Source organism: Pseudomonas sp. Arb-4-2C (genome assembly GCF_055755015.1).
Genome location: NZ_CM146899.1, coordinates 3,319,753 through 3,343,002 on the forward strand (window position 1 = coordinate 3,319,753; position 23,250 = coordinate 3,343,002).

Annotated in this window: 25 protein-coding genes; 11 read left to right on the forward strand and 14 right to left on the reverse strand. The window is 61.0% G+C overall.

Going from position 1 to position 23,250, the window contains the following annotated elements; genetic code table 11:
- Window positions 1-15: 15 nt before the first annotated feature.
- Window positions 16-636 carry a TetR/AcrR family transcriptional regulator gene (locus AC0J41_RS14715; RefSeq protein ID WP_025111422.1) on the reverse strand — a complete coding sequence of 207 codons (621 nt, stop codon included), beginning with the start codon at window positions 634-636 and terminating at the stop codon, window positions 16-18.
- Between the two features lie 140 nt (window positions 637-776).
- Between AC0J41_RS14715 and copC the strand changes: the two genes are divergently transcribed.
- On the forward strand, window positions 777-1,139 hold the full coding sequence (copC, locus tag AC0J41_RS14720) for a copper homeostasis periplasmic binding protein CopC (protein ID WP_473012838.1): 363 nt from the start codon (window positions 777-779) through the stop codon (window positions 1,137-1,139).
- A 3-nt stretch (window positions 1,140-1,142) separates the two neighbouring features.
- The gene (gene copD, locus AC0J41_RS14725; protein ID WP_473012839.1) at window positions 1,143-2,000 is read left to right on the forward strand and encodes a copper homeostasis membrane protein CopD; all 858 of its coding nucleotides are present in this window, start codon (window positions 1,143-1,145) and stop codon (window positions 1,998-2,000) included.
- A 116-nt stretch (window positions 2,001-2,116) separates the two neighbouring features.
- Here the strand turns inward: copD and AC0J41_RS14730 are convergent, their stop codons facing one another.
- From AC0J41_RS14730 to AC0J41_RS14750, 5 genes are all read right to left on the reverse strand, one after another.
- Complete coding sequence (locus AC0J41_RS14730; protein WP_473012840.1) at window positions 2,117-3,259, reverse strand: HlyD family secretion protein; 1,143 nt, start codon at window positions 3,257-3,259, stop codon at window positions 2,117-2,119.
- Entirely contained in the window at window positions 3,256-4,911 is a 1,656-nt protein-coding gene (locus AC0J41_RS14735) for an MFS transporter (RefSeq protein ID WP_473012841.1), read from the reverse strand. Before AC0J41_RS14735 ends, AC0J41_RS14730 begins: the two co-directional genes overlap by 4 nt.
- A gap of 324 nt (window positions 4,912-5,235) precedes the next feature.
- Window positions 5,236-6,036 (reverse strand): sulfite exporter TauE/SafE family protein, encoded by an 801-nt coding sequence (locus tag AC0J41_RS14740; protein WP_025111417.1) that lies wholly within the window; start codon window positions 6,034-6,036, stop codon window positions 5,236-5,238.
- 9 nt (window positions 6,037-6,045) lie between these two features.
- Window positions 6,046-7,290: an NAD(P)/FAD-dependent oxidoreductase gene (locus AC0J41_RS14745; RefSeq protein WP_473012842.1), complete on the reverse strand. Its 1,245-nt coding sequence runs from the start codon at window positions 7,288-7,290 to the stop codon at window positions 6,046-6,048.
- A gap of 168 nt (window positions 7,291-7,458) precedes the next feature.
- Window positions 7,459-7,800, reverse strand: a complete 342-nt coding sequence (locus AC0J41_RS14750; RefSeq protein WP_003224002.1) for an ArsR/SmtB family transcription factor — start codon at window positions 7,798-7,800, stop codon at window positions 7,459-7,461.
- Window positions 7,801-7,891: 91 nt separating this feature from the next.
- On the opposite strand from AC0J41_RS14750, the gene AC0J41_RS14755 reads away from it, so the two are divergent.
- Window positions 7,892-8,755 (forward strand): MBL fold metallo-hydrolase, encoded by an 864-nt coding sequence (locus AC0J41_RS14755; protein WP_025111415.1) that lies wholly within the window; start codon window positions 7,892-7,894, stop codon window positions 8,753-8,755.
- 13 nt (window positions 8,756-8,768) lie between these two features.
- Here the strand turns inward: AC0J41_RS14755 and bkdR are convergent, their stop codons facing one another.
- Window positions 8,769-9,257: a Bkd operon transcriptional regulator BkdR gene (bkdR, locus tag AC0J41_RS14760; protein WP_025111414.1), complete on the reverse strand. Its 489-nt coding sequence runs from the start codon at window positions 9,255-9,257 to the stop codon at window positions 8,769-8,771.
- A gap of 185 nt (window positions 9,258-9,442) precedes the next feature.
- Here bkdR and AC0J41_RS14765 point away from each other — a divergent pair, with 185 nt between their 5' ends.
- From AC0J41_RS14765 to AC0J41_RS14785, 5 genes are all read left to right on the forward strand, one after another.
- Complete coding sequence (locus tag AC0J41_RS14765) at window positions 9,443-10,678, forward strand: 3-methyl-2-oxobutanoate dehydrogenase (2-methylpropanoyl-transferring) subunit alpha (protein ID WP_003224001.1); 1,236 nt, start codon at window positions 9,443-9,445, stop codon at window positions 10,676-10,678.
- A gap of 1 nt (window position 10,679) precedes the next feature.
- The gene (locus tag AC0J41_RS14770) at window positions 10,680-11,738 is read left to right on the forward strand and encodes an alpha-ketoacid dehydrogenase subunit beta (RefSeq protein ID WP_003224000.1); all 1,059 of its coding nucleotides are present in this window, start codon (window positions 10,680-10,682) and stop codon (window positions 11,736-11,738) included.
- Entirely contained in the window at window positions 11,739-13,013 is a 1,275-nt protein-coding gene (locus AC0J41_RS14775; protein ID WP_473012843.1) for a dihydrolipoamide acetyltransferase family protein, read from the forward strand.
- A gap of 7 nt (window positions 13,014-13,020) precedes the next feature.
- Window positions 13,021-14,394, forward strand: a complete 1,374-nt coding sequence (gene lpdA, locus AC0J41_RS14780; protein WP_473012844.1) for a dihydrolipoyl dehydrogenase — start codon at window positions 13,021-13,023, stop codon at window positions 14,392-14,394.
- A gap of 233 nt (window positions 14,395-14,627) precedes the next feature.
- Window positions 14,628-15,647, forward strand: coding sequence for a branched-chain amino acid aminotransferase (locus AC0J41_RS14785; protein ID WP_473012845.1), 1,020 nt, complete (start codon window positions 14,628-14,630; stop codon window positions 15,645-15,647).
- 54 nt (window positions 15,648-15,701) lie between these two features.
- On the opposite strand, the gene AC0J41_RS14790 is transcribed toward AC0J41_RS14785, so the two are convergent.
- Window positions 15,702-16,580 carry a LysR substrate-binding domain-containing protein gene (locus tag AC0J41_RS14790; protein WP_473012846.1) on the reverse strand — a complete coding sequence of 293 codons (879 nt, stop codon included), beginning with the start codon at window positions 16,578-16,580 and terminating at the stop codon, window positions 15,702-15,704.
- A gap of 105 nt (window positions 16,581-16,685) precedes the next feature.
- Between AC0J41_RS14790 and AC0J41_RS14795 the strand changes: the two genes are divergently transcribed.
- Window positions 16,686-17,294 carry a LysE family translocator gene (locus AC0J41_RS14795; protein ID WP_025111409.1) on the forward strand — a complete coding sequence of 203 codons (609 nt, stop codon included), beginning with the start codon at window positions 16,686-16,688 and terminating at the stop codon, window positions 17,292-17,294.
- Between the two features lie 20 nt (window positions 17,295-17,314).
- On the opposite strand, the gene AC0J41_RS14800 is transcribed toward AC0J41_RS14795, so the two are convergent.
- The 3 genes from AC0J41_RS14800 to AC0J41_RS14810 all read right to left on the reverse strand — a co-directional run bounded on the left by AC0J41_RS14800 (window position 17,315) and on the right by AC0J41_RS14810 (window position 20,185).
- Window positions 17,315-18,136 (reverse strand): TIGR03915 family putative DNA repair protein, encoded by an 822-nt coding sequence (locus tag AC0J41_RS14800; RefSeq protein ID WP_473012847.1) that lies wholly within the window; start codon window positions 18,134-18,136, stop codon window positions 17,315-17,317.
- Window positions 18,133-19,353 (reverse strand): putative DNA modification/repair radical SAM protein, encoded by a 1,221-nt coding sequence (locus AC0J41_RS14805; protein WP_025111407.1) that lies wholly within the window; start codon window positions 19,351-19,353, stop codon window positions 18,133-18,135. The genes AC0J41_RS14800 and AC0J41_RS14805 overlap by 4 nt, the downstream gene beginning before the upstream one ends.
- Window positions 19,354-19,465: 112 nt before the next feature.
- Complete coding sequence (locus AC0J41_RS14810; protein WP_473012848.1) at window positions 19,466-20,185, reverse strand: ArsR/SmtB family transcription factor; 720 nt, start codon at window positions 20,183-20,185, stop codon at window positions 19,466-19,468.
- Between the two features lie 78 nt (window positions 20,186-20,263).
- Here AC0J41_RS14810 and AC0J41_RS14815 point away from each other — a divergent pair, with 78 nt between their 5' ends.
- Both AC0J41_RS14815 and AC0J41_RS14820 read left to right on the forward strand, forming a co-directional pair.
- Window positions 20,264-21,367: a cytochrome P450 gene (locus AC0J41_RS14815; RefSeq protein WP_473012849.1), complete on the forward strand. Its 1,104-nt coding sequence runs from the start codon at window positions 20,264-20,266 to the stop codon at window positions 21,365-21,367.
- A gap of 331 nt (window positions 21,368-21,698) precedes the next feature.
- Window positions 21,699-21,971 (forward strand): hypothetical protein, encoded by a 273-nt coding sequence (locus AC0J41_RS14820; RefSeq protein WP_025111404.1) that lies wholly within the window; start codon window positions 21,699-21,701, stop codon window positions 21,969-21,971.
- A gap of 49 nt (window positions 21,972-22,020) precedes the next feature.
- Here the strand turns inward: AC0J41_RS14820 and AC0J41_RS14825 are convergent, their stop codons facing one another.
- The 3 genes from AC0J41_RS14825 to AC0J41_RS14835 form a co-directional block, all read right to left on the reverse strand.
- Window positions 22,021-22,164, reverse strand: a complete 144-nt coding sequence (locus AC0J41_RS14825) for a hypothetical protein (protein WP_177327347.1) — start codon at window positions 22,162-22,164, stop codon at window positions 22,021-22,023.
- A 65-nt stretch (window positions 22,165-22,229) separates the two neighbouring features.
- Window positions 22,230-22,541 (reverse strand): AzlD domain-containing protein, encoded by a 312-nt coding sequence (locus AC0J41_RS14830; protein WP_177327350.1) that lies wholly within the window; start codon window positions 22,539-22,541, stop codon window positions 22,230-22,232.
- Window positions 22,541-23,239: an AzlC family ABC transporter permease gene (locus AC0J41_RS14835; protein ID WP_025111402.1), complete on the reverse strand. Its 699-nt coding sequence runs from the start codon at window positions 23,237-23,239 to the stop codon at window positions 22,541-22,543. Before AC0J41_RS14835 ends, AC0J41_RS14830 begins: the two co-directional genes overlap by 1 nt.
- Window positions 23,240-23,250: the final 11 nt, after the last annotated feature.

A 23,250-nucleotide genomic window follows, 5' to 3' on the forward strand; every position in this document is an offset into this window, starting at 1 on the left:
GCTTCAACACATCAATCAGGGTTCCAATCCGATTCCGCGCAAAATCACACTGGTCACCGTCTGCACCGCCCGCTCGAACTGCATGTCCGACAGCGGCTGGTGCTCATTCAGAATATTCACCTGATGATCGAAGTCGGCGTAATGCTGGGTCGAGGCCCAGATCATGTACAGCAGGCTCGACGGTTCCACCGGCAGAATCCGCTGGTCTTCGACCCACTGACGGATCTTCGCTTCCTTCATTTTCGCCCAGTCGTACAGGCTGATGTCCAGCGCCTCGCCCAAGGTCGGCGCGCCGTGGATGATCTCATTGGCCCAGACTTTCGACCCGTATGGCCGGCTGCGCGAGTGGTTCATCTTGGCGCGGATGTAGCTGCTGAGCACCACTCGCGGATCGTCGAACATCTCGAAGCACAGCGCATCCTGCTTCCACACTTCCAGCAGATCAAACAGCACCGCGCTGTACAGTTCGCTCTTGGTGGAAAAGTAGTAATGCAGATTGGAACGCGGCAATTGCACTTCAGCAGCGATGTCAGCCATGGCGGTGCCGCCGAAGCCTTTTTCGGCGAAGACTTTTTCCGCCGCCAGAAGGATTTTCTCGACGTTGCTGCGACGAATCTCGATCTTGTGATTGCCCATGTGGGCTCCCTGACAACAGCGTTGCCCAAGACTAGCACCCGCTCTGGTGCCGGGGCGACCGCTGAAAACGAAACTTCGTACAGACGCACGCGGATGAGTAAACTGGGCACCTCTCAGTTCCTGCCTCAGAGGTATCCGCGATGCTGCTCAAGAACGTCCTGACCACCACTGCCCTGCTCACCTCCCTGTTCACCGCGTCTTGCGTCTTCGCCCACGCCCATCTGAAAAGCCAGACCCCGGCTGCCGACAGCACCGTCGCCGCACCTGCGGACCTGCGCCTGACCTTCTCCGAAGGCGTCGAAGCCAGTTTCACCAAAGTCACCTTGACCCACGATGGCGCTCCGGTCGCGATCAAGCCACTGAGCACCGAAGGCGACAAGAAAACCCTGATCGTCACCCCGGCAGCGCCACTCAGCGCCGGTGAGTACAAGGTCGAATGGCACGCAGTGTCGGTCGACACGCACAAGAGCGAAGGCGCCTATCAGTTCAAGGTTGGCCAGTAATTCATGAATGAAGCGCTGGTGCTGTGCCGCTTTGTGCACTTCAGCGTGGTGTTGATGCTGTTCGGGGCCTGGCTGTTCCGGCCGCTGTTGCTCAAGGCGCCAGTGCCGGCGCTGGATCGGCAAGTGGCGCGACTGGCGCGCTGGCTGGCGACGATTGCGCTGGTCAGCGGCGTTACCTGGGCGCTGTTGATCACCGCGAGCATGGCCGGTTCGGCAGCGGCAGCGTTCGATCCGGACACCGTTGGCGTGGTGCTGGGCAACACGTTTTTCGGTCAGGTCTGGCGTTGGCATCTGCTGATCAATGCGCTGTTGCTGGCGTTGCTGTTCACGCCGTGGCGTTCGAGCGCACCGTTGCGTCTGGGCTTGAGTGCGTTATTGTTGGCGACGCTGGCGCCGGTCGGTCACGGCGCAATGCTCGATGGCCTCAGCGGGCAATTGCTGATCCTCAACCAGATCATTCACCTGACGTGCGTAGCCGCGTGGCTTGGCGGTTTGTTGCTGCTGGTGCTGATTTTGCGCCAGCCAGGCGAACCGATGAGCCGGATCCTGCAGCGCTTCAGCGGTGTCGGTTACGCGGTGGTGGCGGGCCTGCTGCTCACCGGGCTGATCAACGTCCGCGTGCTCACCGGCCAGTGGTGGCCGACGCCGCTGTTCGCAGGCTTTGCCCTGATTCTGCTGATCAAGGCTGCGCTGGTGCTGGGCATGCTCGCCCTGGCGCTGTTCAATCGTCTGCGGATTGATGATTGCCAACAGCGCATGGGCGCGCTCAAACGCAGTGTGGTGCTGGAATGGATGCTGGGGATGGGGGCTGTGGCAGCCGTTTCACTACTCGGCACCCTGCCGCCGATGATTTCCGCCTGAACCCAGCTCAAACGGTGGGAGCGGGCTTGCTCGCGAAGGCGGCGTGTCAGATACGCAAATATCAACTGACACACCGCGTTCGCGAGCAAGCCCGCTCCCACAGGGTTATGAGCTGATCAGTGAGGTTGGGTATCGCCCTTGGCGGTATCGATGCTGACCACCACCGACATGCCCGGGCGCAAGCGCTCCTCTTCCTGCTGATCCGGATCGATGGTGATCCGTACCGGAACCCGCTGGGCGATTTTCACGAAATTGCCGGTGGCGTTGTCGGCCTGCAACAGGGCGAACTCCGAGCCGGTGCCGGGTGAAATGTGCTGTACATGCCCGGTGAATCTGCGGTGGTTCAAGGCATCGACAGTGAAGCGCACCGGTTGCCCGACGCGCACGTTGTCCATCTGGGTTTCCTTCATGTTGGCGATCACCCATTTCTGGTTCGGCACCAGCGCCATCAACTGCGCGCCGGAGTTGACGTAGGCGCCGAGGCGCACACCGATCTGCCCCAGCTGGCCATCACGCGGCGCCACGATGCGGGTGTTCGACAAATCGATCCGTGCCAGTTGCACCGCCGCTTCGGCACTGGTCACTGCAGCTTCCAGCGAGCCGCGATTGACGATCACCGTTTGCAGGTCCTGACGGGCGATTTCCAGATTGGCCTTGGCCTGTGCCACGGCGGCGATGCCTTGCGCGTTAGCCGCCAGGGCGACGTCCATCTCACGCTTGGACACTGAGCCGTCACTCACCAGTTCCTTGTTGCGCCGCAAGTCCGCCTCGCTTTTGCGCAACTGGGCCTCACTGTCGGCGACCACCGCCTGGCGCAATTTGATCGTCGCTTCGGCGCTGTTGCGCTGCTGCACCACATTCGCCAGCGAAGCCTTCTGCACCGCCAGTTGCGCCAGTGCCTGATCGAGGTGCTGCTGATAAATCCGGTCGTCCAGGCGCACCAGCAAATCGCCGGCCTTGACGAACTGGAAGTCCTGCACCGGCACTTCATACACGTAGCCGCTGAGCTGTGGCCCGATGATCGTCACCTGCCCGCGCACCAGCGCGTTTTCGGTGGTCTCGACCGCGCTGCTGAACGGTGGTAGTTGCCAGGCGTACAGCACGATCAGCACGCCGACGATGGCAATCGCGGCAAAGCCCAGCGACGAGATGATCCGCACCCGCAACGAGCGCGGCTCGGTGTTCGGCGAGGACGGCGGCGCGACGCCTTCCGGGGTGGCGGCAATGGCGTTGGTGGTTGTGGTGGTCGGTTCGGTCATGAATTGGAGGCACCGCTAGAAGGTACGGAAGGCGCAGGGTCGACGGCTTTGGTGGTGCTCATCAGCCACAGCGCACGAATGGAAAGCCAGATCATGGTTAGCACCGCAATCACGGCGATCAACATGAACACATCGTTATAGGCCAGCACGTTGGCTTCGCGGGTCGCGGCATTCGACAGGCTGCGAATCCCGGCCAGGTTGCGCAGGCTCGGGTCGGCCAGCAAGGAGCCATAGGCCGACCCGCCGCTCTGCACCCGGGCGGCCACCAGCGGATCGGACAGCGTCAGGTGCTCGACAAGGTGGCTGGAATGGAATTTCTCGCGCGCGATCTGAAACGTACCCAGCAGCGCCGCGCCGAGCAGCCCGCCGAGGTTGTTGCAGATCCCGAACAACACCGAAAAGCTCACCAGATTGCGCGGATTGGTCAGCACGTTGCGGGTGCCGAAGACCATGGTCGGACCGAGGAAAAACGTGCTGCCGAAGGCCAGCAGGAACTGGCTGAAATACAGGTTCGCCGGGCGGGTCAGGTTGTTGGAAAAGCTGTCCATCACCGAGCCGGTGGCCATCAACGCCAGCGAGATGATCAATGGCATCAGCAAGTGCTTGGGGTCGATGGTCAGTGCACTGGTCGCCAACCCGGCGATACTGCCAATGAGCATGACCACGTACAGACTGTGTAACTGCTCATAACCCATGTTCAGGTTTTGCATGAAACCGACGGCGCCGGTGGATTGCTCCGAAGTGACCATGCGAATCAGGGTCACCGCCAGCGCCAGGCGGATCATCGTGCCGCTGCCGAGCCAGCGGGTCATCAGCATCGGGTTGCTGCGGTTGTGCTCGATGGCCAGGCCCGCGAGGATCAAGGCAATCGAGGCGGCGAGCGCATAGCCGATCCAGTTCGCCTCCAGCCACCAGTCGATGCGCCCCAGCGACAGTACCGCGCAGAGCAGTGCCACGCCGCTGGCGAGGATGGCGAAGGTAAGGAAATCCAGCGGTTCGAAGGTTTTGAAGCGGTCACCGGGCGGCAACTTGAGCATCTGTACGCAACCCAGCGACAACAAAGCCATGCCCAGCTCGAACAGGTACAAGCCGCGCCATTCAGCGATCTGCAACAGGTCTTCGGAAAACAGTCGCGCCAGCGGCAGCGCCAGTTGCGAGGCACCCAGTCCCAGCACCAGCGCCTTCAGTCGCCACTTGGCCGGAAACGCCTGAACCATGTAATACAGGCCCAGCGAACTCAGTGCTGCACCGACCATGCCGTGGGCCGCGCGCACCGCGATGGCCGAGCTCAGGTCATTGACGAACAGATGACCGAACGTCACCAGCGCATACAGCACCAGAAACACCTCGGTGAATGCGCGCAGGCCGAACTGCTGGCGAAACTTCACCAGCAGCAGGTTCATCGAGACGTTGGTCATCACGTACGCGGCCGGCAGCCAGGCCATCTCCGCCGTGGTCGCGCCCAGCGCGCCTTGCAGGTAAGGCAGGTTGGCGACTACCAGCGAGTTGCCCAAGCCACCGGTCACCGCCACCAACAGCCCGACCAGCGCATAGGCCAGACGTTTGCGGCTGGAATGCAGCGGCGTCGAGGGGGAACCGGGCAGACTGGGCTTCTCGTGAGGCTGCCAGTTGCGCGGGGCGTATCGATCCATTGAATGGCCTTGTGCGGGAGATGACTGAAGTTTGCCGCAAAATCATCGGTTTCACACTCATCCAGAGTGGGAGCGGGCTTGCTCGCGAAGGCGGTGTATCCGTCGACATATTTATGGACTGGCACTGCGCCTTCGCGAGCAAGCCCGCTCCCACCGGGATTTGCACATAGTTTAATTCGTAAGAATTGTTTCAAGGAACGCTTCATTCGGGACGCACAGGCGCACCCGAAAGTCAGCTTCATGGGCAAGGATCAGATCACGCAGATCGTGCTGACCGAGAAAAATCCGCTGATCGACTGAAGAACGAAAGACCGTCCGATCTTTTCAGGCGCGGAGCAGCATATAGGCGGCGACCACCAGACACACACTGGCAAATCCGACCTGCAGCGCCCGCGCCGGCACCCGCGCGCAGAGTTTGCGGCCGATGATCATGCCGACGATACTCGCCACAATGAATGCCATACCTTGCCCGTCGATGCGCACCCCGGCATGGAACGCGCCAATCACGCCAATGGCGGAAATCAGGCTGATGACCATCAGCGAAGTGGCGACGATGCCGCGCATCTGCACATCGGTCAGTTGCTTGAACGCCGGCACGATCAGGAAGCCGCCGCCAACGCCGAGCAAACCCGAAACCACACCGGTCACCGCGCCCAATGCCGCAAGGGTCGCGGTGCATTTGGCGGTCCAGTCGAAACGCCCGGTCTGTTCATTGAGCATGCAGTTCTTCTGCCCCCAGCTCGCGTGACCGTGATCGCTCGGCCCCTCCTGCTGACGCTCACGGCGCAACATGCGCCAGGCCACCATGACCATCAGCAGGCTGAAAAGGATCATCAGGATCTTCTCCGACAACTGGTGCGCGAAGTAGATGCCCAGCGGCGAAAACACCGCTCCGAGCGCGGCAATCAGTAGCGCCGCGCGATAGCGCACCAGCCCATGGCGCAAACCGTCAATCGCCCCGACCGCCGCCGCACTGCCCACCGCAAACAACGCCACAGGCGCCGCTTGCGTCATGCTCCAGCCCAGACCGAGCACCAGCGCGGGCACCGCGAGAATTCCGCCGCCCGCGCCGGTCAGCCCGAGAATCAACCCCATCACCACGCCAAACAGACTCGCCAGCAACATAACGTTTTCTCAGTCAACCTTGGACAAGGACGTCAGCCACTCGCGGCCCTTGAGCATGCCGTTCCAGTAGAACCACGGCAGCAGCGTTGCCTTGAGGAACCACGCCGAGCGTCGCGGCACGGTCGCATCAAGGGCGAAGGTCGGCAGCAGTTTGCCGCCGTAGCCGAACTCGGCGAGGATCACCTTGCCCTTCTCCACCGTCAGCGGGCAGGAACCGTAGCCGTCGTACTTCAGTGGAAGCGGTTGCTGCTTGCGCAGAGCCAGCAGGTTTTCTGCGACTACGACGACCTGCTTGCGCACGGCAGCAGCGGTTTTCGCATTGCTGGTGCCGCAGATGTCACCGAGGCCGAATACCTCGGGATAGCGCGTGTGTTGAAGAGTGTGCGGATTGACCTCGCACCAGCCAGCGGCGTCGGCCAGCGGGCTCTGGGCGATGAATTGCGGCGCGACTTGCGGCGGCACCACGTGCAGCAGATCGAAGGTTTTCGCTTCACGGGTGACGTTGCCGTCGGCGTCCTTGACCTCGAACCAGGCGGTTTTCGCCGGGCCGTCAACCTTGACCAGATTGCTGTTGAAGGCCAGTTGCGCGTTGTACTTTTCGATGTACTTCATCAGCGGCGGAACGAAGGTGGCGACGCCGAACAACGCCGCGCCAGCCAGGTTGAATTCAACCTCGACCTGGTTCAACACACCGGCTTTGCGCCAGTGGTCGCACGACAGGTACAAGGCCTTCTGCGGTGCGCCGGCGCATTTGATCGGCATCGCCGGCTGGGTGAACAGCGCCTTGCCGCCGCGCAGTTTCTGCACCTGATCCCAGGTGTATTGCGAATGCTGATAGCTGTAATTGGAGGTCACGCCGTACTGGCCGAGGCTTTCCTGCAAACCCTCGATCTTCTCCCAGGCCAGACGCAGGCCGGGGCAAACAATCAGGTTCTGGTAAGTGACGGTGCGTTGATCGTCGAGGGTCAACTGGCGCTGGTCGGGATCGATGCCGGTTACCGCCGCCTGAATCCAGGTGGCCTGACGCGGCATCACCTTGCTCATCGGTCGAGCGGTGTCCTTGACGTCGTAGGCGCCACCGCCGACCAGGGTCCACGCCGGTTGGTAGTAGTGCCGGGTGCTCGGCTCGATGACCGTGACTTTCAGATGGGGATCACGCTTGAGCAGACTGGCGACGAAGCCGATGCCGGCGGTACCGCCGCCGATGACCACGATATCTGCACTGATGGATGAGCCCCAGTGTTGATCGTTCATTGCTTGTTCCTTATTGCTGCACGCAAGGTTGTCTTAGCCTTCACATAAAACCAATGTGGGAGCGGGCTTGCTCGCGAAGGCGTCGTATCATTCAGCAGTAATGTCGACTGATTCGACGCCTTCGCGAGCAAGCCCGCTCCCACAGAGGATAAAAGTGTTGGCCAGCATTTATGGGTGACCCCAGCTCTTGAGCACCGCCCCGCAATACAACCCGGAGAGGGTTTTCATCACCTGGATGACTTCAGGGCTGGCCAGGCCGTAAAAAATGTATTTGCCTTCGCGACGGGTCGCCACCAGCCCTTCATCGCGCAGGATGCCCAGTTGCTGGGACAGGGTTGGCTGACGCACGCCGGTCATTTTTTCCAGTTCGCCAACGTTGCGCTCGCCCTGGGTCAACTGGCACAGGATCAACAGGCGATCCTCGTTGGCCAGTGCCTTGAGCAGCGCGCAGGCCTTGGAGGCGGAAGCCCGTAGTTGGGCGACTTCACATTCGGTCAGACTGGATTGCATTTGCACGATGCCTTGAACGTCACTTAAGCTGTGAACATTATGTTTTTACATAAAGTGTTGCAACCCATTTCCCTTGTTCAGGTTCGTGTCCATGCCCGCGCAGATTGAAGCTTTCCTCGACCCCGCCTCCTCGACCTACAGCTACGTGGTCTATGAAGCTAGCGGCGGGCAGTGTGCAATCGTCGATCCGGTACTCGATTACGACGGCGCTGCCGGTCGCACCTGCACCGCGCAGGCCGACAGGATCATCACCTTCGTGCGTGAACACCGCTTGCAGGTGCAATGGTTGCTGGAAACCCACGCCCACGCTGATCACCTGTCCGCCGCGCCGTACTTGCGCCGCGAACTCGGCGGCCAGATCGCGATTGGCGAGTCGATCAGCACAGTGCAGAACGTGTTCAAGGCACTGTTCAATCTGGAACCGGAATTCTGCGTCGACGGCTCGCAGTTCGATCACCTGTTCGCGCCCAACGAGTCGTTCATGATCGGCAACCTCAAGGCCACCGCCCTGCACGTCCCCGGCCACACCCCGGCGGACATGGCTTACCTGATCGACGGCGAACAGATTCTGGTCGGCGACACGCTGTTCATGCCCGACGTCGGCACCGCCCGCTGCGACTTCCCCGGCGGCAACGCGCATCAACTGTTCAATTCAATTCACAAACTGCTGGCCTTCCCCGCCAGCGTCAAACTCTACGTCTGCCACGACTACCCGCCCGAAGGCCGCGCTGCGCAGTGCCAGACCACCGTCGGCGAACAACGCCAAAGCAATATTCATGTGCACGACGGGATCGATGAAGCGGCGTTCGTCCAGATGCGCACCAAACGCGATGCCGGGCTGGGCATGCCGACACTGTTGCTGCCGGCGATTCAGGTGAATGTGCGGGCGGGGAATTTTCCGCAGGCCGAGGACAACGGCGTCGTGTATCTGAAAGTGCCGATCAACAAGCTCTGACAAAAAGAGATCTTCAGGCGCCCAGCGTCAACCCATTCGCCGGCAACGGCAACGCGGTTTTGTACCGCACCTGCTTCAAGGCAAAGCTCGACCGGATGTTCGCCACCCCCGGCACCTTGGTCAGAAAGTCCATCATGAAGCGCTCCAGCGACTGAATGGTCGGCACCAGCACCCGGATCAGATAGTCCGGGTCACCGGCCATCAGGTAGCACTCCATCACCTCGGGGCGGTCGGAGATCGCCTCTTCGAAATGCTGTAACGCCTCCTCGACCTGCTTCTCCAGGCTGACGTGAATGAACACGTTGACATGCAAGCCCAGCAGGTCGGCGTCCAGCAGCGTCACTTGCTCGCGAATCAGCCCTAACTCCTCCATTGCCTTGACCCGGTTGAAACACGGCGTCGGCGACAGATTCACCGAGCGTGCGAGGTCGGCGTTGGTGATGCGCGCGTTCTCCTGAAGGCTGTTGAGAATGCCGATGTCGGTACGGTCCAGTTTGCGCATGAGACAAAACCACCTGTTTTTTATGTTTATGCAGAATTTCTATCTGCAAATCGTCTCCAGCGCAACGAAACAGAGAGAAATATTCTTCTGGCCCGGGCCTATGATTGTTGTAGGACAAGATTTCCTCTACCGAGGAATGACTGCCAGCTCACTACAAGAAATTCACAAGATCGAGCGTAGAAGCCATGACCCAAGCGTATGAACCGCTGCGTCTGCACGTCCCTGAACCTTCGGGCCGTCCAGGCTGCAAAACCGACTTCTCCTACCTGCATCTGACCGATGCCGGTACGGTGCGCAAACCTTCCATCGACGTCGAACCCGCCGACACCGCCGACCTGGCCCGTGGCCTGATCCGCGTGCTCGACGATCAGGGCAACGCCCTCGGCCCATGGGCTGAAAACGTGCCGGTCGAGATCCTTCGCAAGGGCATGCGCGCCATGCTCAAGACGCGGATCTACGACAATCGCATGGTGGTTGCCCAGCGTCAGAAAAAAATGTCGTTCTACATGCAAAGCCTTGGCGAAGAAGCCATCGGCAGCGCCCAGGCCTTGGCCTTGAACATCGACGACATGTGCTTTCCGACTTACCGCCAGCAAAGCATCCTGATGGCCCGCGAAGTGCCGTTGGTCGACCTGATCTGCCAACTGCTGTCCAACGAGCGCGATCCGCTCAAAGGCCGGCAACTGCCGATCATGTACTCGGTCAAGGACGCCGGTTTCTTTACCATTTCCGGCAACCTCGCGACCCAGTTCATTCAGGCTGTCGGCTGGGGCATGGCTTCGGCGATCAAGGGCGACACCAAAATCGCCTCGGCGTGGATCGGTGACGGCGCCACCGCCGAATCGGACTTCCACACCGCCCTCACCTTCGCTCACGTATACCGCGCGCCGGTGATCCTCAACGTGGTCAATAACCAATGGGCGATCTCGACCTTCCAGGCCATCGCCGGTGGTGAAGCCACCACCTTCGCCGGACGCGGCGTCGGTTGCGGCATCGCCTCGCTGCGCGTGGACGGCAACGACTTCTACGCGGTGTACGCCGCTTCCGCCTGGGCTGCCGAACGCGCCCGCCGCAACCTCGGCCCGACCATGATCGAATGGGTCACCTACCGCGCCGGCCCGCACTCGACCTCCGACGACCCGTCGAAATACCGCCCTGCCGATGACTGGAGCCATTTCCCGCTCGGCGACCCGATTGCCCGCCTGAAGCAGCACCTGATCAAGGTCGGCCACTGGTCGGAAGAAGAGCACGCCGCTGTCAGCGCCGAGCTTGAAGCCGAAGTGATTGCCGCGCAGAAACAGGCCGAACAGTACGGCACCCTCGCCGGCGGCCAGATTCCAAGCGCCGCGACCATGTTCGAAGACGTCTACAAAGAGATGCCGGAGCACTTGAAGCGCCAGCGTCAGCAGTTGGGGATCTGACATGAACGATCACAACAACAATATTCAGTTGGAAACCGCGATGACCACAACCACCATGACCATGATCCAGGCCCTGCGCTCGGCCATGGATGTGATGCTTGAGCGTGACGACAATGTGGTGGTGTTCGGTCAGGACGTCGGCTACTTCGGCGGCGTGTTCCGTTGCACCGAAGGCCTGCAGACCAAGTACGGCACCTCGCGGGTGTTCGACGCTCCGATCTCCGAAAGTGGCATCGTCGGCGTTGCCGTGGGCATGGGTGCCTACGGCCTGCGTCCGGTCGCCGAGATCCAGTTCGCAGACTACGTCTACCCCGCCTCCGACCAGATCATTTCCGAAGCGGCGCGCCTGCGTTATCGCTCGGCCGGCGAGTTCACTGCGCCGATGACCCTGCGCATGCCGTGCGGCGGCGGCATCTATGGCGGTCAGACGCACAGCCAGAGCATCGAGGCGATGTTCACTCAGGTGTGCGGCCTGCGCACCGTGATGCCCTCCAACCCGTACGACGCCAAGGGCCTGCTGATCGCCTCCATCGAAAACGATGACCCGGTGATCTTCCTCGAACCGAAACGCCTGTACAACGGCCCGTTCGACGGCCACCACGACCGCCCGGTAACCCCGTGGTCGAAACACCCGCAAGCCCAGGTGCCGGACGGTTACTACACCGTGCCGCTGGACGTCGCAGCGATCACGCGTCCGGGCAAGGACGTGACCGTGCTGACCTACGGCACCACCGTCTACGTCTCGCAAGTCGCGGCCGAAGAATCCGGTGTTGATGCCGAAGTCATCGACCTGCGCAGCCTGTGGCCGCTGGACCTGGAAACCATCGTCAAGTCGGTGAAGAAAACCGGTCGCTGTGTGGTGGTGCACGAAGCCACTCGTACCTGCGGTTTCGGCGCCGAGCTGGTGTCGCTGGTACAAGAGCACTGCTTCCATCACCTGGAAGCGCCGATCGAACGCGTCACCGGTTGGGACACCCCCTACCCGCACGCGCAAGAGTGGGCGTATTTCCCAGGGCCGTCCCGAGTGGGCGCGGCGTTGAAACGGGTCATGGAGGTCTGAATGGGCACGCACGTTATCAAGATGCCGGACATCGGCGAAGGCATCGCAGAAGTAGAACTGTCGCAGTGGCACGTCAAGGTTGGCGATCTGGTGGTTGAAGACCAGGTGCTGGCGGACGTGATGACCGACAAGGCGATGGTCGATATTCCGTCGCCAGTGCACGGCAAGGTGATTGCGCTCGGCGGTCAGCCGGGTGAAGTGATGGCGGTCGGCAGTGTGCTGATCAGCATCGAGGTGGAAGGTGCCGGCAACTTGAAAGAGTCCGCCGCGCCAGCTCCGGTTAAAGAGGCGCCGGTTGCGCCGAAAGCTCAAGCGCTGGTCGAGAGCAAACCTGCCGCCGCTGCTGCACCGCGTCAGGCTCCGGTTTGCCAAGGCCCGATGGTTGCCCGCGAGGCCGATGAGCGTCCTCTGGCTTCGCCGGCCGTGCGCAAACACGCGCTGGATCTGGGCATTCAGTTGCGTCTGGTACGCGGCACCGGCCCGGCCGGTCGCGTACTGCACGAAGACCTCGATACCTATCTGGCGCAAGGTCAGTCGAACGCTTCGGCGCCGGTTGCCGCCGCTTATGCCCAGCGTAACGACGAAGAACAGATTCAAGTGATCGGCATGCGCCGCAAGATCGCCCAGCGCATGCAGGACGCCACCCAGCGTGCCGCCCACTTCAGCTACGTCGAGGAAATCGATGTCACCGCGATTGAAGAACTGCGCGCGCACCTGAACGAAAAACACGGTGCCAGCCGTGGCAAGTTGACCTTGCTGCCATTCCTCGTCCGCGCGCTGGTCGTGGCCCTGCGCGACTTCCCGCAGATGAACGCCCGCTACGACGACGAAGCGCAGGTCATCACCCGCCTCGGCGCGGTGCATGTCGGCGTCGCCACGCAAAGCGATGTCGGCCTGATGGTGCCGGTGGTGCGTCACGCCGAAGCGCGTAGCTTGTGGGACAGCGCCGCGGAAATCTCGCGTCTGGCCAACGCCGCACGCAATGGCAAGGCCAGCCGCGACGAACTGTCCGGCTCGACCATCACCCTGACCAGCCTCGGTGCGCTGGGTGGCATCGTCAGCACCCCGGTGCTGAACCTGCCGGAAGTGGCGATTGTCGGCGTCAACAAAATCGTCGAACGGCCAATGGTCGTCAAAGGCCAGGTGGTGATCCGCAAGATGATGAACCTCTCCAGCTCGTTCGATCACCGCGTGGTCGATGGCATGGACGCGGCGCTCTTCATCCAGGCCATCCGTGGCTTGCTCGAACAACCCGCCACTTTGTTTGTGGAGTAAGGCACGCATGCAATCTCTGAACACTACGCTGCTGATCATTGGCGGCGGCCCCGGCGGTTACGTCACGGCAATTCGCGCCGGGCAACTGGGCATTTCCACCATTCTGGTCGAAGGCCAATCGCTGGGCGGTACTTGCCTGAACATCGGCTGCATTCCGTCGAAAGCGCTGATTCACGTGGCGGAACAGTTCCATCAGACCCGGCACCACAGTCAGCATTCGGCGCTGGGCATCAGCGTTGCGGCGCCGACCCTGGACATCAGTAAAAGCGTCGAGTGGAAGGATGGCATTGTTGATCGCCTGACCACTGGCGTCGCGGCGCTGCTGAAAAAGAACAAGGTTCAGGTCATCAATGGCTGGGCCAAGGTCATCGACGGCAAAACCGTGGAAGTCGGCGACACGCGGATCCAGTGTGAACACCTGGTGCTGGCCACCGGTTCGACCAGTGTCAACTTGCCGATCCTGCCGATCGGCGGGCCGATCATCTCCTCCACCGAAGCGCTGGCCCCCAAATCCGTGCCAAAACGTCTGGTGGTGGTCGGCGGTGGTTACATCGGTCTGGAACTGGGCATTGCTTACCGCAAGCTCGGCGCCGAGGTCAGCGTGGTCGAAGCGCAGGATCGCATCCTGCCGGCGTACGACGCCGAACTGACGCAACCGGTGCACGAAGCGCTGAAGCAACTGGGCGTGAAGCTATATCTGAAGCACAGCGTGCTGGGTTTCGACGGCACCTTGCAGGTGCGTGACCCGAACGGCGACACCCTCAATCTGGAAACCGATCAGGTGCTGGTGGCGGTCGGTCGCAAGCCGAACACGCAGGGCTGGAATCTCGAAGCACTGAACCTGGACATGAACGGTTCGGCGATCAAGATCGACAGCCGCTGTCAGACCAGCATGCGCAACGTCTACGCCATCGGCGACCTGAGCGGCGAACCGATGCTCGCGCACCGCGCCATGGCTCAGGGCGAAATGGTCGCCGAGCTGATCAGCGGCAAATCCCGCGAATTCAACCCGACCGCCATCGCCGCCGTGTGCTTCACCGACCCGGAACTGGTGGTGGTCGGCCAGACCCCGGACGAGGCCAAGGCTGCGGGGCTGGACTGCATCGTCTCGAGCTTCCCGTTCGCGGCCAACGGCCGAGCGATGACCCTGGAGTCGAAAAGCGGCTTCGTGCGGGTGGTCGCGCGTCGTGACAATCATGTGATTGTCGGTTGGCAAGCGGTCGGGGTGGGTGTTTCGGAATTGTCGACCGCGTTCGCGCAAAGCCTGGAAATGGGTGCGCGACTGGAAGACATCGGCGGCACCATCCACGCGCATCCGACTCTGGGTGAAGCGGTGCAGGAAGCGGCGTTGCGTGCCTTGGGGCATGCGTTGCACCTGTAATAGAGGGTGGCTGTGATGGCCCCTTCGCGAGTAAGCCCGCTCCCACATTTGGAATGCATTGCCCTGTGAGAGCGGGCTTGCTCGCGAATTCTTGAGTTCAACACCAACTATCTGTCTGTCATCCGATAGTCCGGGCTGCGAAACCGCTCAAGAATGAAGTATTGTTGTGCCCATCCAAAAAAACGTCAGAAGCCTTGAACCGTTTCGACGGTTGTTCAGTGATAGAGGGTGTCATGGGTAACGAAAGCATCAATTGGGACAAGCTGGGTTTTGATTACATCAAGACCGACAAACGCTATCTGTCGTACTTTCGCAATGGCGAGTGGGACAAAGGCACCCTGACCGAAGACAACGTGCTGCACATCAGCGAAGGCTCGACTGCCCTTCACTATGGCCAGCAGTGCTTCGAAGGCCTGAAGGCCTATCGTTGCAAAGACGGTTCGATCAACCTGTTCCGTCCGGACCAGAACGCCGCCCGCATGCAACGCAGTTGCGCCCGCCTGCTGATGCCGCACGTGTCCACCGAGCAGTTCATCGAAGCGTGCAAGGAAGTGGTTCGCGCCAACGAACGCTTCATCCCGCCTTACGGAACTGGCGGCGCGCTGTACCTGCGTCCGTTCGTGATCGGTGTGGGTGACAACATCGGCGTGCGTACCGCCCCGGAGTTCATCTTCTCGGTGTTCGCGATCCCGGTCGGCGCCTACTTCAAGGGCGGCCTGACCCCGCACAACTTCCAGATCTCCAGCTTCGACCGCGCCGCCCCACAAGGCACCGGTGCGGCCAAGGTCGGTGGCAACTACGCCGCCAGCCTTATGCCGGGTTCCCAGGCCAAGAAGGCACACTTCGCTGACGCCATCTACCTGGATCCGCTGACCCACAAGAAAATCGAGGAAGTCGGTTCGGCCAACTTCTTCGGGATCACCCACGACAACAAGTTCATCACGCCGAACTCGCCGTCGGTCCTGCCAGGCATCACCCGTCTGTCGCTGATCGAACTGGCCAAGACCCGTCTGGGCCTGGAAGTGGTTGAAGGCGACGTGCTGATCGACAAACTGTCGGACTTCAAGGAAGCCGGTGCCTGCGGTACCGCTGCGGTGATCACCCCGATCGGCGGCATCAGCTACAACGACCACCTGCACGTGTTCCACAGCGAAACCGAAGTCGGCCCGGTCACCCAGCAGCTCTACAAAGAGCTGACTGGCGTGCAGACCGGTGACATCGAAGCGCCAGCAGGCTGGATCGTCAAGGTTTGACCTGACAGCGGTTGATGCACAAAAGCCCCCATCGAGTGCTCGATGGGGGCTTTTTCATGGACGCTGTTTGTGTAACCACTCAATGAACAGCTGGGTGTGGGCCGACGCTTGCGGCGCAATGCCGTAATAGTAGCGTGGCAGTGGCATGCGCAAGTCCGGCAACGGGCAGACCAGCCGACCGCTCGACAAATGCGTGCCCAGCAATGTGGTCGGACACTGCGCGAGACCCTCGCCGTTCACCGCCGCCTCCAGTACCCGGTGCATGTAGTCGAATTGCCGGATCACCTGCGTAGTGCTCTGGCTTTGCCCGAAGTGCATGGCCCAGTGGTGCCAGTCTTCGCGCCGCGCCCTGACGGTCAGCAAGGTATGAGCGCCGAGGCCTGCAAGGTTTGCCAGCGGCAGTCGCGCAATCAATGCCGGCGCCGCGACCAGCACCAGCTCATCCTCGAACAACGCGCGCGCCTCGAGTGACGGCGCCCAGTCGTCACGGCCACGCCGGATGACAATATCGAAATCGTCGCGGGCCGGATCCGGCGATTGGGTCTGCGTGACAACTTGGGTGTCGATGTGCGGATGCTGCGCCGTGAAGTCTGCCAATCGAGGTGTCAGCCATAACAGCGCGAAGGACGGCCGGATATTGATCTTGACCGTCGGCCGCGCCGCCTGCTGCTTCAACTCGGCCGCGGCGTCGGCAATCTGCGCCAGACCGGCACTGACTTGCAGATAAAAACGCTGACCTGCTGGCGTCAGCAGCGACTGCCGAATACGTCGTTCAAACAGCAAGACGCCCAAGTGTTCTTCAAGCAGTTTGACGTGACGGCTGACCGCACTGTGGCTGACGTGCAGTTCTTCGGCCGCCAGACTGAAGCTCTGATGTCGGGCAGCTACAGCAAAAGCGCGAACCGCATTGAGCGGGGGAAGTTGATTTTTCATGCGTCTAATTTAGTCACATGTGTGCTGCATTTAAAGCGTTTGTCAGCGCTTTGTCGCGACGCCAATCTGCCTGCATGCAGACACGCGAACCGATGGAGCAACACCATGCACAGCTACGGCCTCTTTGTCCTGTTCGCCGCCCTGACCATTCTAAGTCCCGGTCCGGGGGTGATCCTGACCCTGTCCAACGCCGTGCGCCTGGGCTGGACCGGCGCAGTGCCAGGGATTCTGGGGATCGCCTCGGGAGCCTTCGTGGTGGCCGCCCTCAGCGCCACCAGCGTCGGCCTGATTCTCAGCGCCTCGGCGGAGGCTTTCACCGTGCTGAAATACGCCGGGGCTGCTTACTTGTTGTACCTGGGCTTGAAGAGTTGGCGTTCGGATCGTTTCCGTACTCTGCAACAGGTTCGCCCCTCTCGTCCGGCCTACCGTTTTCTCGAAGCCGCCTCGTTGCAGTTTCTCAACCCCAAAGCCATCTTCTTCTTTCTGGCCGTGTTCCCGCAGTTCATCGACACGGAACAGGCTTTTTACCCGCAGTTTTTCAAACTGGTGGCCTCTTACGCGGTACTGGTGATTTTGGTGCACGGCAGCTATGCCCTGCTCGCCAATGCTGCCAAAGGCTGGCTGTCGAGCCCGAAAGGATCGTGGCTGGCAGCGAAAGTTTCGGGCGTGACCTTTGCCGGTTTCGGTCTGTTGATGGCTTCGGCAACCCGCTGAACGGACGGCTTGCGCTCAGACTATTTCAACGCGATCCGCTTGCCTGCACGCCCGGCAATCCCGCTCGCCTGACCATTCTGCTGCTTGCCCATCCGCGCCTGGGTGATCAACCCGGGGATCAATTCGCCTTCCGGCAAGTTCTTCCAGAACCGCGCCGGCAAGTGCCCCTGCATGACCTTCTCGTTCAACCGCGCCGGATTGAAGATGTGGCTGTAATAGGTCAGCCACAGATCGCCATGGGGATCGTCGACGTTCTGCGCCAGTTGCTGCCATTCAATCGGGCATTGGCGCTGATGAATCAATTGTTCGCCGTCGTAATAGACGCCATCGCGCGGGGTGGCGATCAACCAGCGGTGCCGGCCCATGCGTCCGACGAAATGCTCGCTGGCACGCTGCAGGATGTCGTGGGCCGGTTCATGCCACGCCACGTATTGCGGGCCCGGCTGATCCTGCGGGCGTTCGATGAACCGCACGAACGCATGCAGATGATGCGCTTCGCGGTGTACCTGCTTGATCCGCCGCTGTAACTCGCTGCCGAGTTTGTCGCCGGCCATCATCGCCGTGCGGTCGCCATGGCTGACTCGCCAGAGCACTTCGTACAGAAGGCTCCAGCGCTGGTCGCCACGATATTGCGCAGCTTGCTCCAGGGTGTCGAGCAGCGCCCGGGGAATGCGCGCCTGAAACGGCCCCTGCCCTTCGGGCACCTGCACGTCACTGGCAAACAGGTCACTTCCCCCTTCCGACGCCCAGCCCACCAGACTCGGGTCGATCTCATGACTGAGCAACCAGCGTGCCTGCTGGCGCCAGGTGTCAAACAGGTCATCGCAATCGAGATTGATCATCCCCACAACCCCATCTGCTGCGGCTGCGGCCGGTCACGCAATTGCTGATAAAGCATGTGGCTGGTGACCTCAGCCTGTTGCGGGTGGTAGTCGCTGGTGATGATGAACGGCTTGGCCTTGGCCAGCACGCAGCGCATGCGTGCCACGTCTTCGTAACGGATGCGCCGTTGCTGGCGCAGTTGCACCAGACGTTCGGTGGTGCGCAGGCCAATACCCGGGATACGCGCAATCAGTGCTGGTTCGGCGCGGTTCAGGTCCAGCGGAAACACTTCGCGATTCTGCAGCGCCCAGGCGAGCTTCGGGTCGATGTCCAAGGCCAGATTGCCCGGCCCCTTGAGCAACTCACCGGCGCTGTAGCCATAACTGCGCAAAAGAAAATCCGCCTGATACAAACGGTGTTCGCGCATCAGCGGCGGCGCGGCCAGTGGCACGCTTTTCGGGCTGTCGGGGATCGGGCTGAACGCGGAATAGTAGACGCGCCGCAAACGGTAATTGCCATACAGCGACTGGGCGCTGTGCAAAATGGTGCTGTCGTCGGTGTCATCGGCACCGACGATCATTTGCGTGCTCTGCCCGGCGGGGGCGAACTTCGCCGAGCGCGGTTCGTTGAGTACCGTTTGCACACCGGTGTAGATCGTGTTCATCGCCTGCTTGATCGAACCGATCTGCTTCTCCGGCGCCAGGGTTTGCAGGCTGGCGTCGGTGGGCAATTCGATGTTGACGCTGAGGCGATCGGCGTAACGCCCGGCTTCTTCGATCAGTGCCGGGTCTGCCTCGGGAATGGTCTTGAGATGGATATAGCCGCGAAACTCGTGCTCTTCACGCAGCAGCTTCGCCACCCGCACCAGTTGCTCCATGGTGTAGTCGGCCGAGCGAATGATCCCCGAGCTGAGAAACAGCCCGCTGACGCAGTTGCGCCGATAGAAATCCAGGGTCAGCGTGACCACCTCCTCAGGCGTGAAACGGGCGCGCGGCACATCGCTGGAGCGGCGGTTGACGCAGTATTGGCAGTCGTAGAGGCAGAAATTGGTCAGCAGCACCTTCAGCAACGAAACGCAGCGCCCGTCCGGCGTGTAGCTGTGGCAGATGCCCATGCCATCGGTCGAGCCCAGCCCGCTCTTGCCTTCGGAACTGCGCTTGGGCGCGCCGCTGCTGGCGCAGGAGGCGTCGTACTTGGCGGCGTCGGCGAGAATGCTGAGCTTGTCGATGATTTGCATGGCGAAGACTCGATACTGGTTATGCGTACAGTATCGAGTCTATCGAATTGGCACAAGGTGCAAACACGTGATCCTACAAAGGCACACGGCTACCTGTAGGAACAACCGCAGGCTATGATCTTTTGACCTGGCCCTCTACCGGCAACTCAATGCCGAACCGCGCCCCGATTTCCTTGCGCCCCAGCGCCGTCAATGCCAGCGCCCGACTGTCCAGATCCTGCGTGAGCCACTTGCGCTTCAGCGCCGTCTGTAACAACGCGGCGCCCAGCGAACCACCCAGATGCGGTCGACGCATGCTCCAGTCAAGGCACGGGCAGGCGAACTTGCGGCGCAAAGTACTCAAGTCCTGCACCTCGATCCCCAAGCCCTCGAACAACGCCTCGCCGCTGCCGCTCAGGCGATAGGCCTGTTCGTCGGTTGCCACCAGCCACCCCGCCTCCAGCATGCGGTCGTGCAGCAACACCGCGAGCGTGCCGGCCATGTGGTCATAGCAGGTGCGGGCGAATTGCAGACGGTCCGGCGTGTGCGGCTTGAAGGTAGGCGCGGCGTTCTGGCCGATCACCATCAACGCTTCCAGCGCCTGTGCCACACGTGGGTCGGCAAGGCTGTAATAACGATGGCGGCCCTGTACGTGCAGGCGCACCAGGGCCAGATCCTTGAGTTTGCTCAGGTGCGCACTGGCGGTCGAGGCACTGACTTCGGCGATGGCCGCCAGTTCGGTGCTGGTGCGGGCGTGGCCGTCCATCAGTGAGCAGAGGATTTTGGTGCGCGCCGGCTCGGCGATGGCGGCGGCCACTTGCGAGACGCCGATGTCTTGATGTTCTGCGTGCATATTTCGCTCCCCGACGAATCGTCGTCGTTGCGAACTGAAGATACTCGCATCACTTTCCTGACGACAAGGCTGTGAACCGTGGACCCGATCATCGCTGCGACGCATGCCGATCCTTATCCCTACTACGCCGAATTGCGCGCTCAGGGCGGACTGACCTTTCATCACGAACTCAAACTATGGGTCGCCAGCAGCGCCCGCGCGGTGTGTGCGGTGTTGGCGCATGCCGATTGCCGGGTGCGACCGATGCAGGAGCCGGTGCCCAAGGCGATTGCCTCAGGCATGGCTGGCAAGGTGTTCGGTCAGTTGATGCGGATGAACGATGGCGAGCGCCAGCGCTGTCCACGCTCTGCGGTCGAACCTGCGCTGCAGTTGATCGATGACTATCAGGTGCGCACGCTGGTCGCGGCACGATTGATGACAGCCGATGCCGACGGCTTATATAAGGCGATGTTTTGTGGCCCGGTGTCCGTGGTTTCAACGCTGCTGGGCTTGAGCCCGACGCAGGGTCGAGCGATCAGTGAACTCACGGCCGATTTCGTCGCCTGCCTTTCGCCACTGAGCAATGATCTGCAACTGGCGGCGGCCCATATCGCCGCTGAGCAGTTACGCGGTTATTTCATCGAACTGCTGGCAGAACCGCACAGCGACTTGCTCAAGGCCATCGGCCAGCGCTTTGAGGGCGATGAAGATACGCTGATCGCCAACCTGATCGGCCTCTGTTCGCAGACGTTTGAAGCGACGGCCGGGCTGATCGGCAATGCCTTGATCGCACTGCGGCGTCAGCCTGGCTTGCGCGAAGCCTCGCTGGATGCGCTGCTGGCCGAGGTTCAGCGCTTTGATCCGCCGGTGCAGAACACCCGGCGATTTGTCGCGCAGTCGTGTGAGATCGATGGCGTGCGGGTCGAGGCCGGCGAGGTGATTCTGGTGCTGCTGGCTTCAGCCAACCGCGATCCCCTGTTGAATGAACAGCCTGACCAATTCCTGCTCGATCGCCCGAGTCGGCGCAGCTTCAGTTTCGGCAGCGGCCGGCATCAGTGTCCGGGGCAAGCGCTGGCGCTGAGCATTGCCGCTGCGACGGTCAGAGAAATCCTTGATCAGGGTGTGAATCTGCAGCAACTGGCCTGGCATTACCGCCCATCGCTCAATGGGCGGATTGCGCTGTTCAGCGCGGTGCAGCTTTAAGCGCTGTGCAGCTCGATGGGGTTGTTGGCGAAGCCGGGCAAACGCGTAGGCCGAGAGGCCTAAAGATCCGCTCCTCTGAAGCGTTAAAAGAGGACGCGCTGCAAAGTGATTCCCGGGCGTTACACCGGGTGTTTCAATGGCGATACAGACATCGACAAAACAGTCGTTTGAGCGAACTAACCGCCTGTCTGACATTTCAACCGTCATACATACATTTAGATGCACTACGGATAGCATGCGCGCCGCATTTCCAATTGGCATATCAGTTGACCAAAGAGTCAACAAAACCAGGAATCCCCTACAACTTTAACAAGCCTTGCAGAGAACTAAGTTGCGCGACGATTTTGCAATCAAACAGGCCAACGGCCTGGAGTGTATCTATCTGTCGATGACAGAACGCTTTCAACTCGACTGTTTTATCGGCCACTACATCAAGACCCGAAACCTGCGTTCAGTGCCGGACATCGAACGCATCCTGCGCACCACCCTCGAAAGCTACCCCGGCCACCCGCCGGTGATGGTCAACGAACTCAACGCGTGGATCGACAGGACCTTGGGCTATCGGGCGTCACACCCGGACTTCCCGTCGCTGGAAGACCTCTGACACAACGAAAAAGCCCCGCAATTGCGGGGCTTTTTTTTGCAAAATGGCTTCAGAACTTCACGTCGGGACCTGTGAGTTCCTTGTCATCATCGTGCTTCCAGGTCTGCTCCTTGCGCTTCTCGCGCTCGATCTCTTCTTCCGTCGGCTCATCGACGTCTTCGTCTTCATCCGCTCGCTCTTGCTCGGTTGTCATGTGCACCTCGCCTGAATAAAAAGAACCTGAATCCTTAAAGCGTAGAACAATTTTACCAGTGCAACTTACAACCACCAGCGCAACAAAAAGAAAAACGCCATGCTCAATAACATGCTGAGCAAAGTATTGCGCGTGTACAGCACCAGCCCGATCGCCACCAGCGAACTAAGCAGATACGGGTTATCCCACTGCAAATTCAGCTGTTTATCAGGCATGAACACGATCGGCCCGCAGATCGCCGTCAACATTCCCGGCACGGCAAAACCGAGAAACTGCCGTGCATTGCTGCTCAAACGCACCGGCAGGCGCGGTTCGAGAAACACGTAACGGTTGAGAAACACCAGGATCCCCATGCCGAAAATCACTGCCCAGATGATCATGTGCGCTCCCTGTACAACTTGTTGCAGACAAACCCTGCGGTCATCCCGGCCAGCCCCGACAGCACCAGCGCCGAGCCCCACTGCCAATAACTGAACAGCACCGAGCAGAACAACGACACTGCCACGCAAACCACGGTCGGCACATTGCGCACCACCGGCGTGATCAGCGCGATAAACGTCGCAGCAATCGAGAAGTCCAGGCCCAGATGCTCCAGCCCCGGAATGCTGCTGCCCAACACGATGCCGGCGAGGGTGAAGAGGTTCCAGGCAACGTAGAACGTCAGGCCGACGCCCAACGCATACCAGCGATTGAACTGCTGGCGGTCATGCTGGCTGGTCAGGGCGAAGAGTTCATCGGTGAGCAAAAAACCCAGGCCGATGCGCCAGCGTCCGGGCAACGGCGAAATCACCGAGCGCATGCTCATGCCATACAACAAGTGCTGCGAGGTCAGCAGCAACGTGGTCAGCAGAATCGAGAAAATCCCGGCACCGCCCTTGAGCATGCCGATCGCTACCAGTTGCGCAGCGCCCGCGAACACGATGCTCGACAAGCCCTGCCCCTGCAATGGTGTGAGATTGGCTTCGATCGCCATGGAGCCGGCCAGCAACCCCCACGGCGCTGTCGCCAGGGATAACGGCATGATTGCCGCCGCACCGCGAAGAAACGCACTGCGCGGCATAAGTGAGTCAGACATAACGCTCTTCA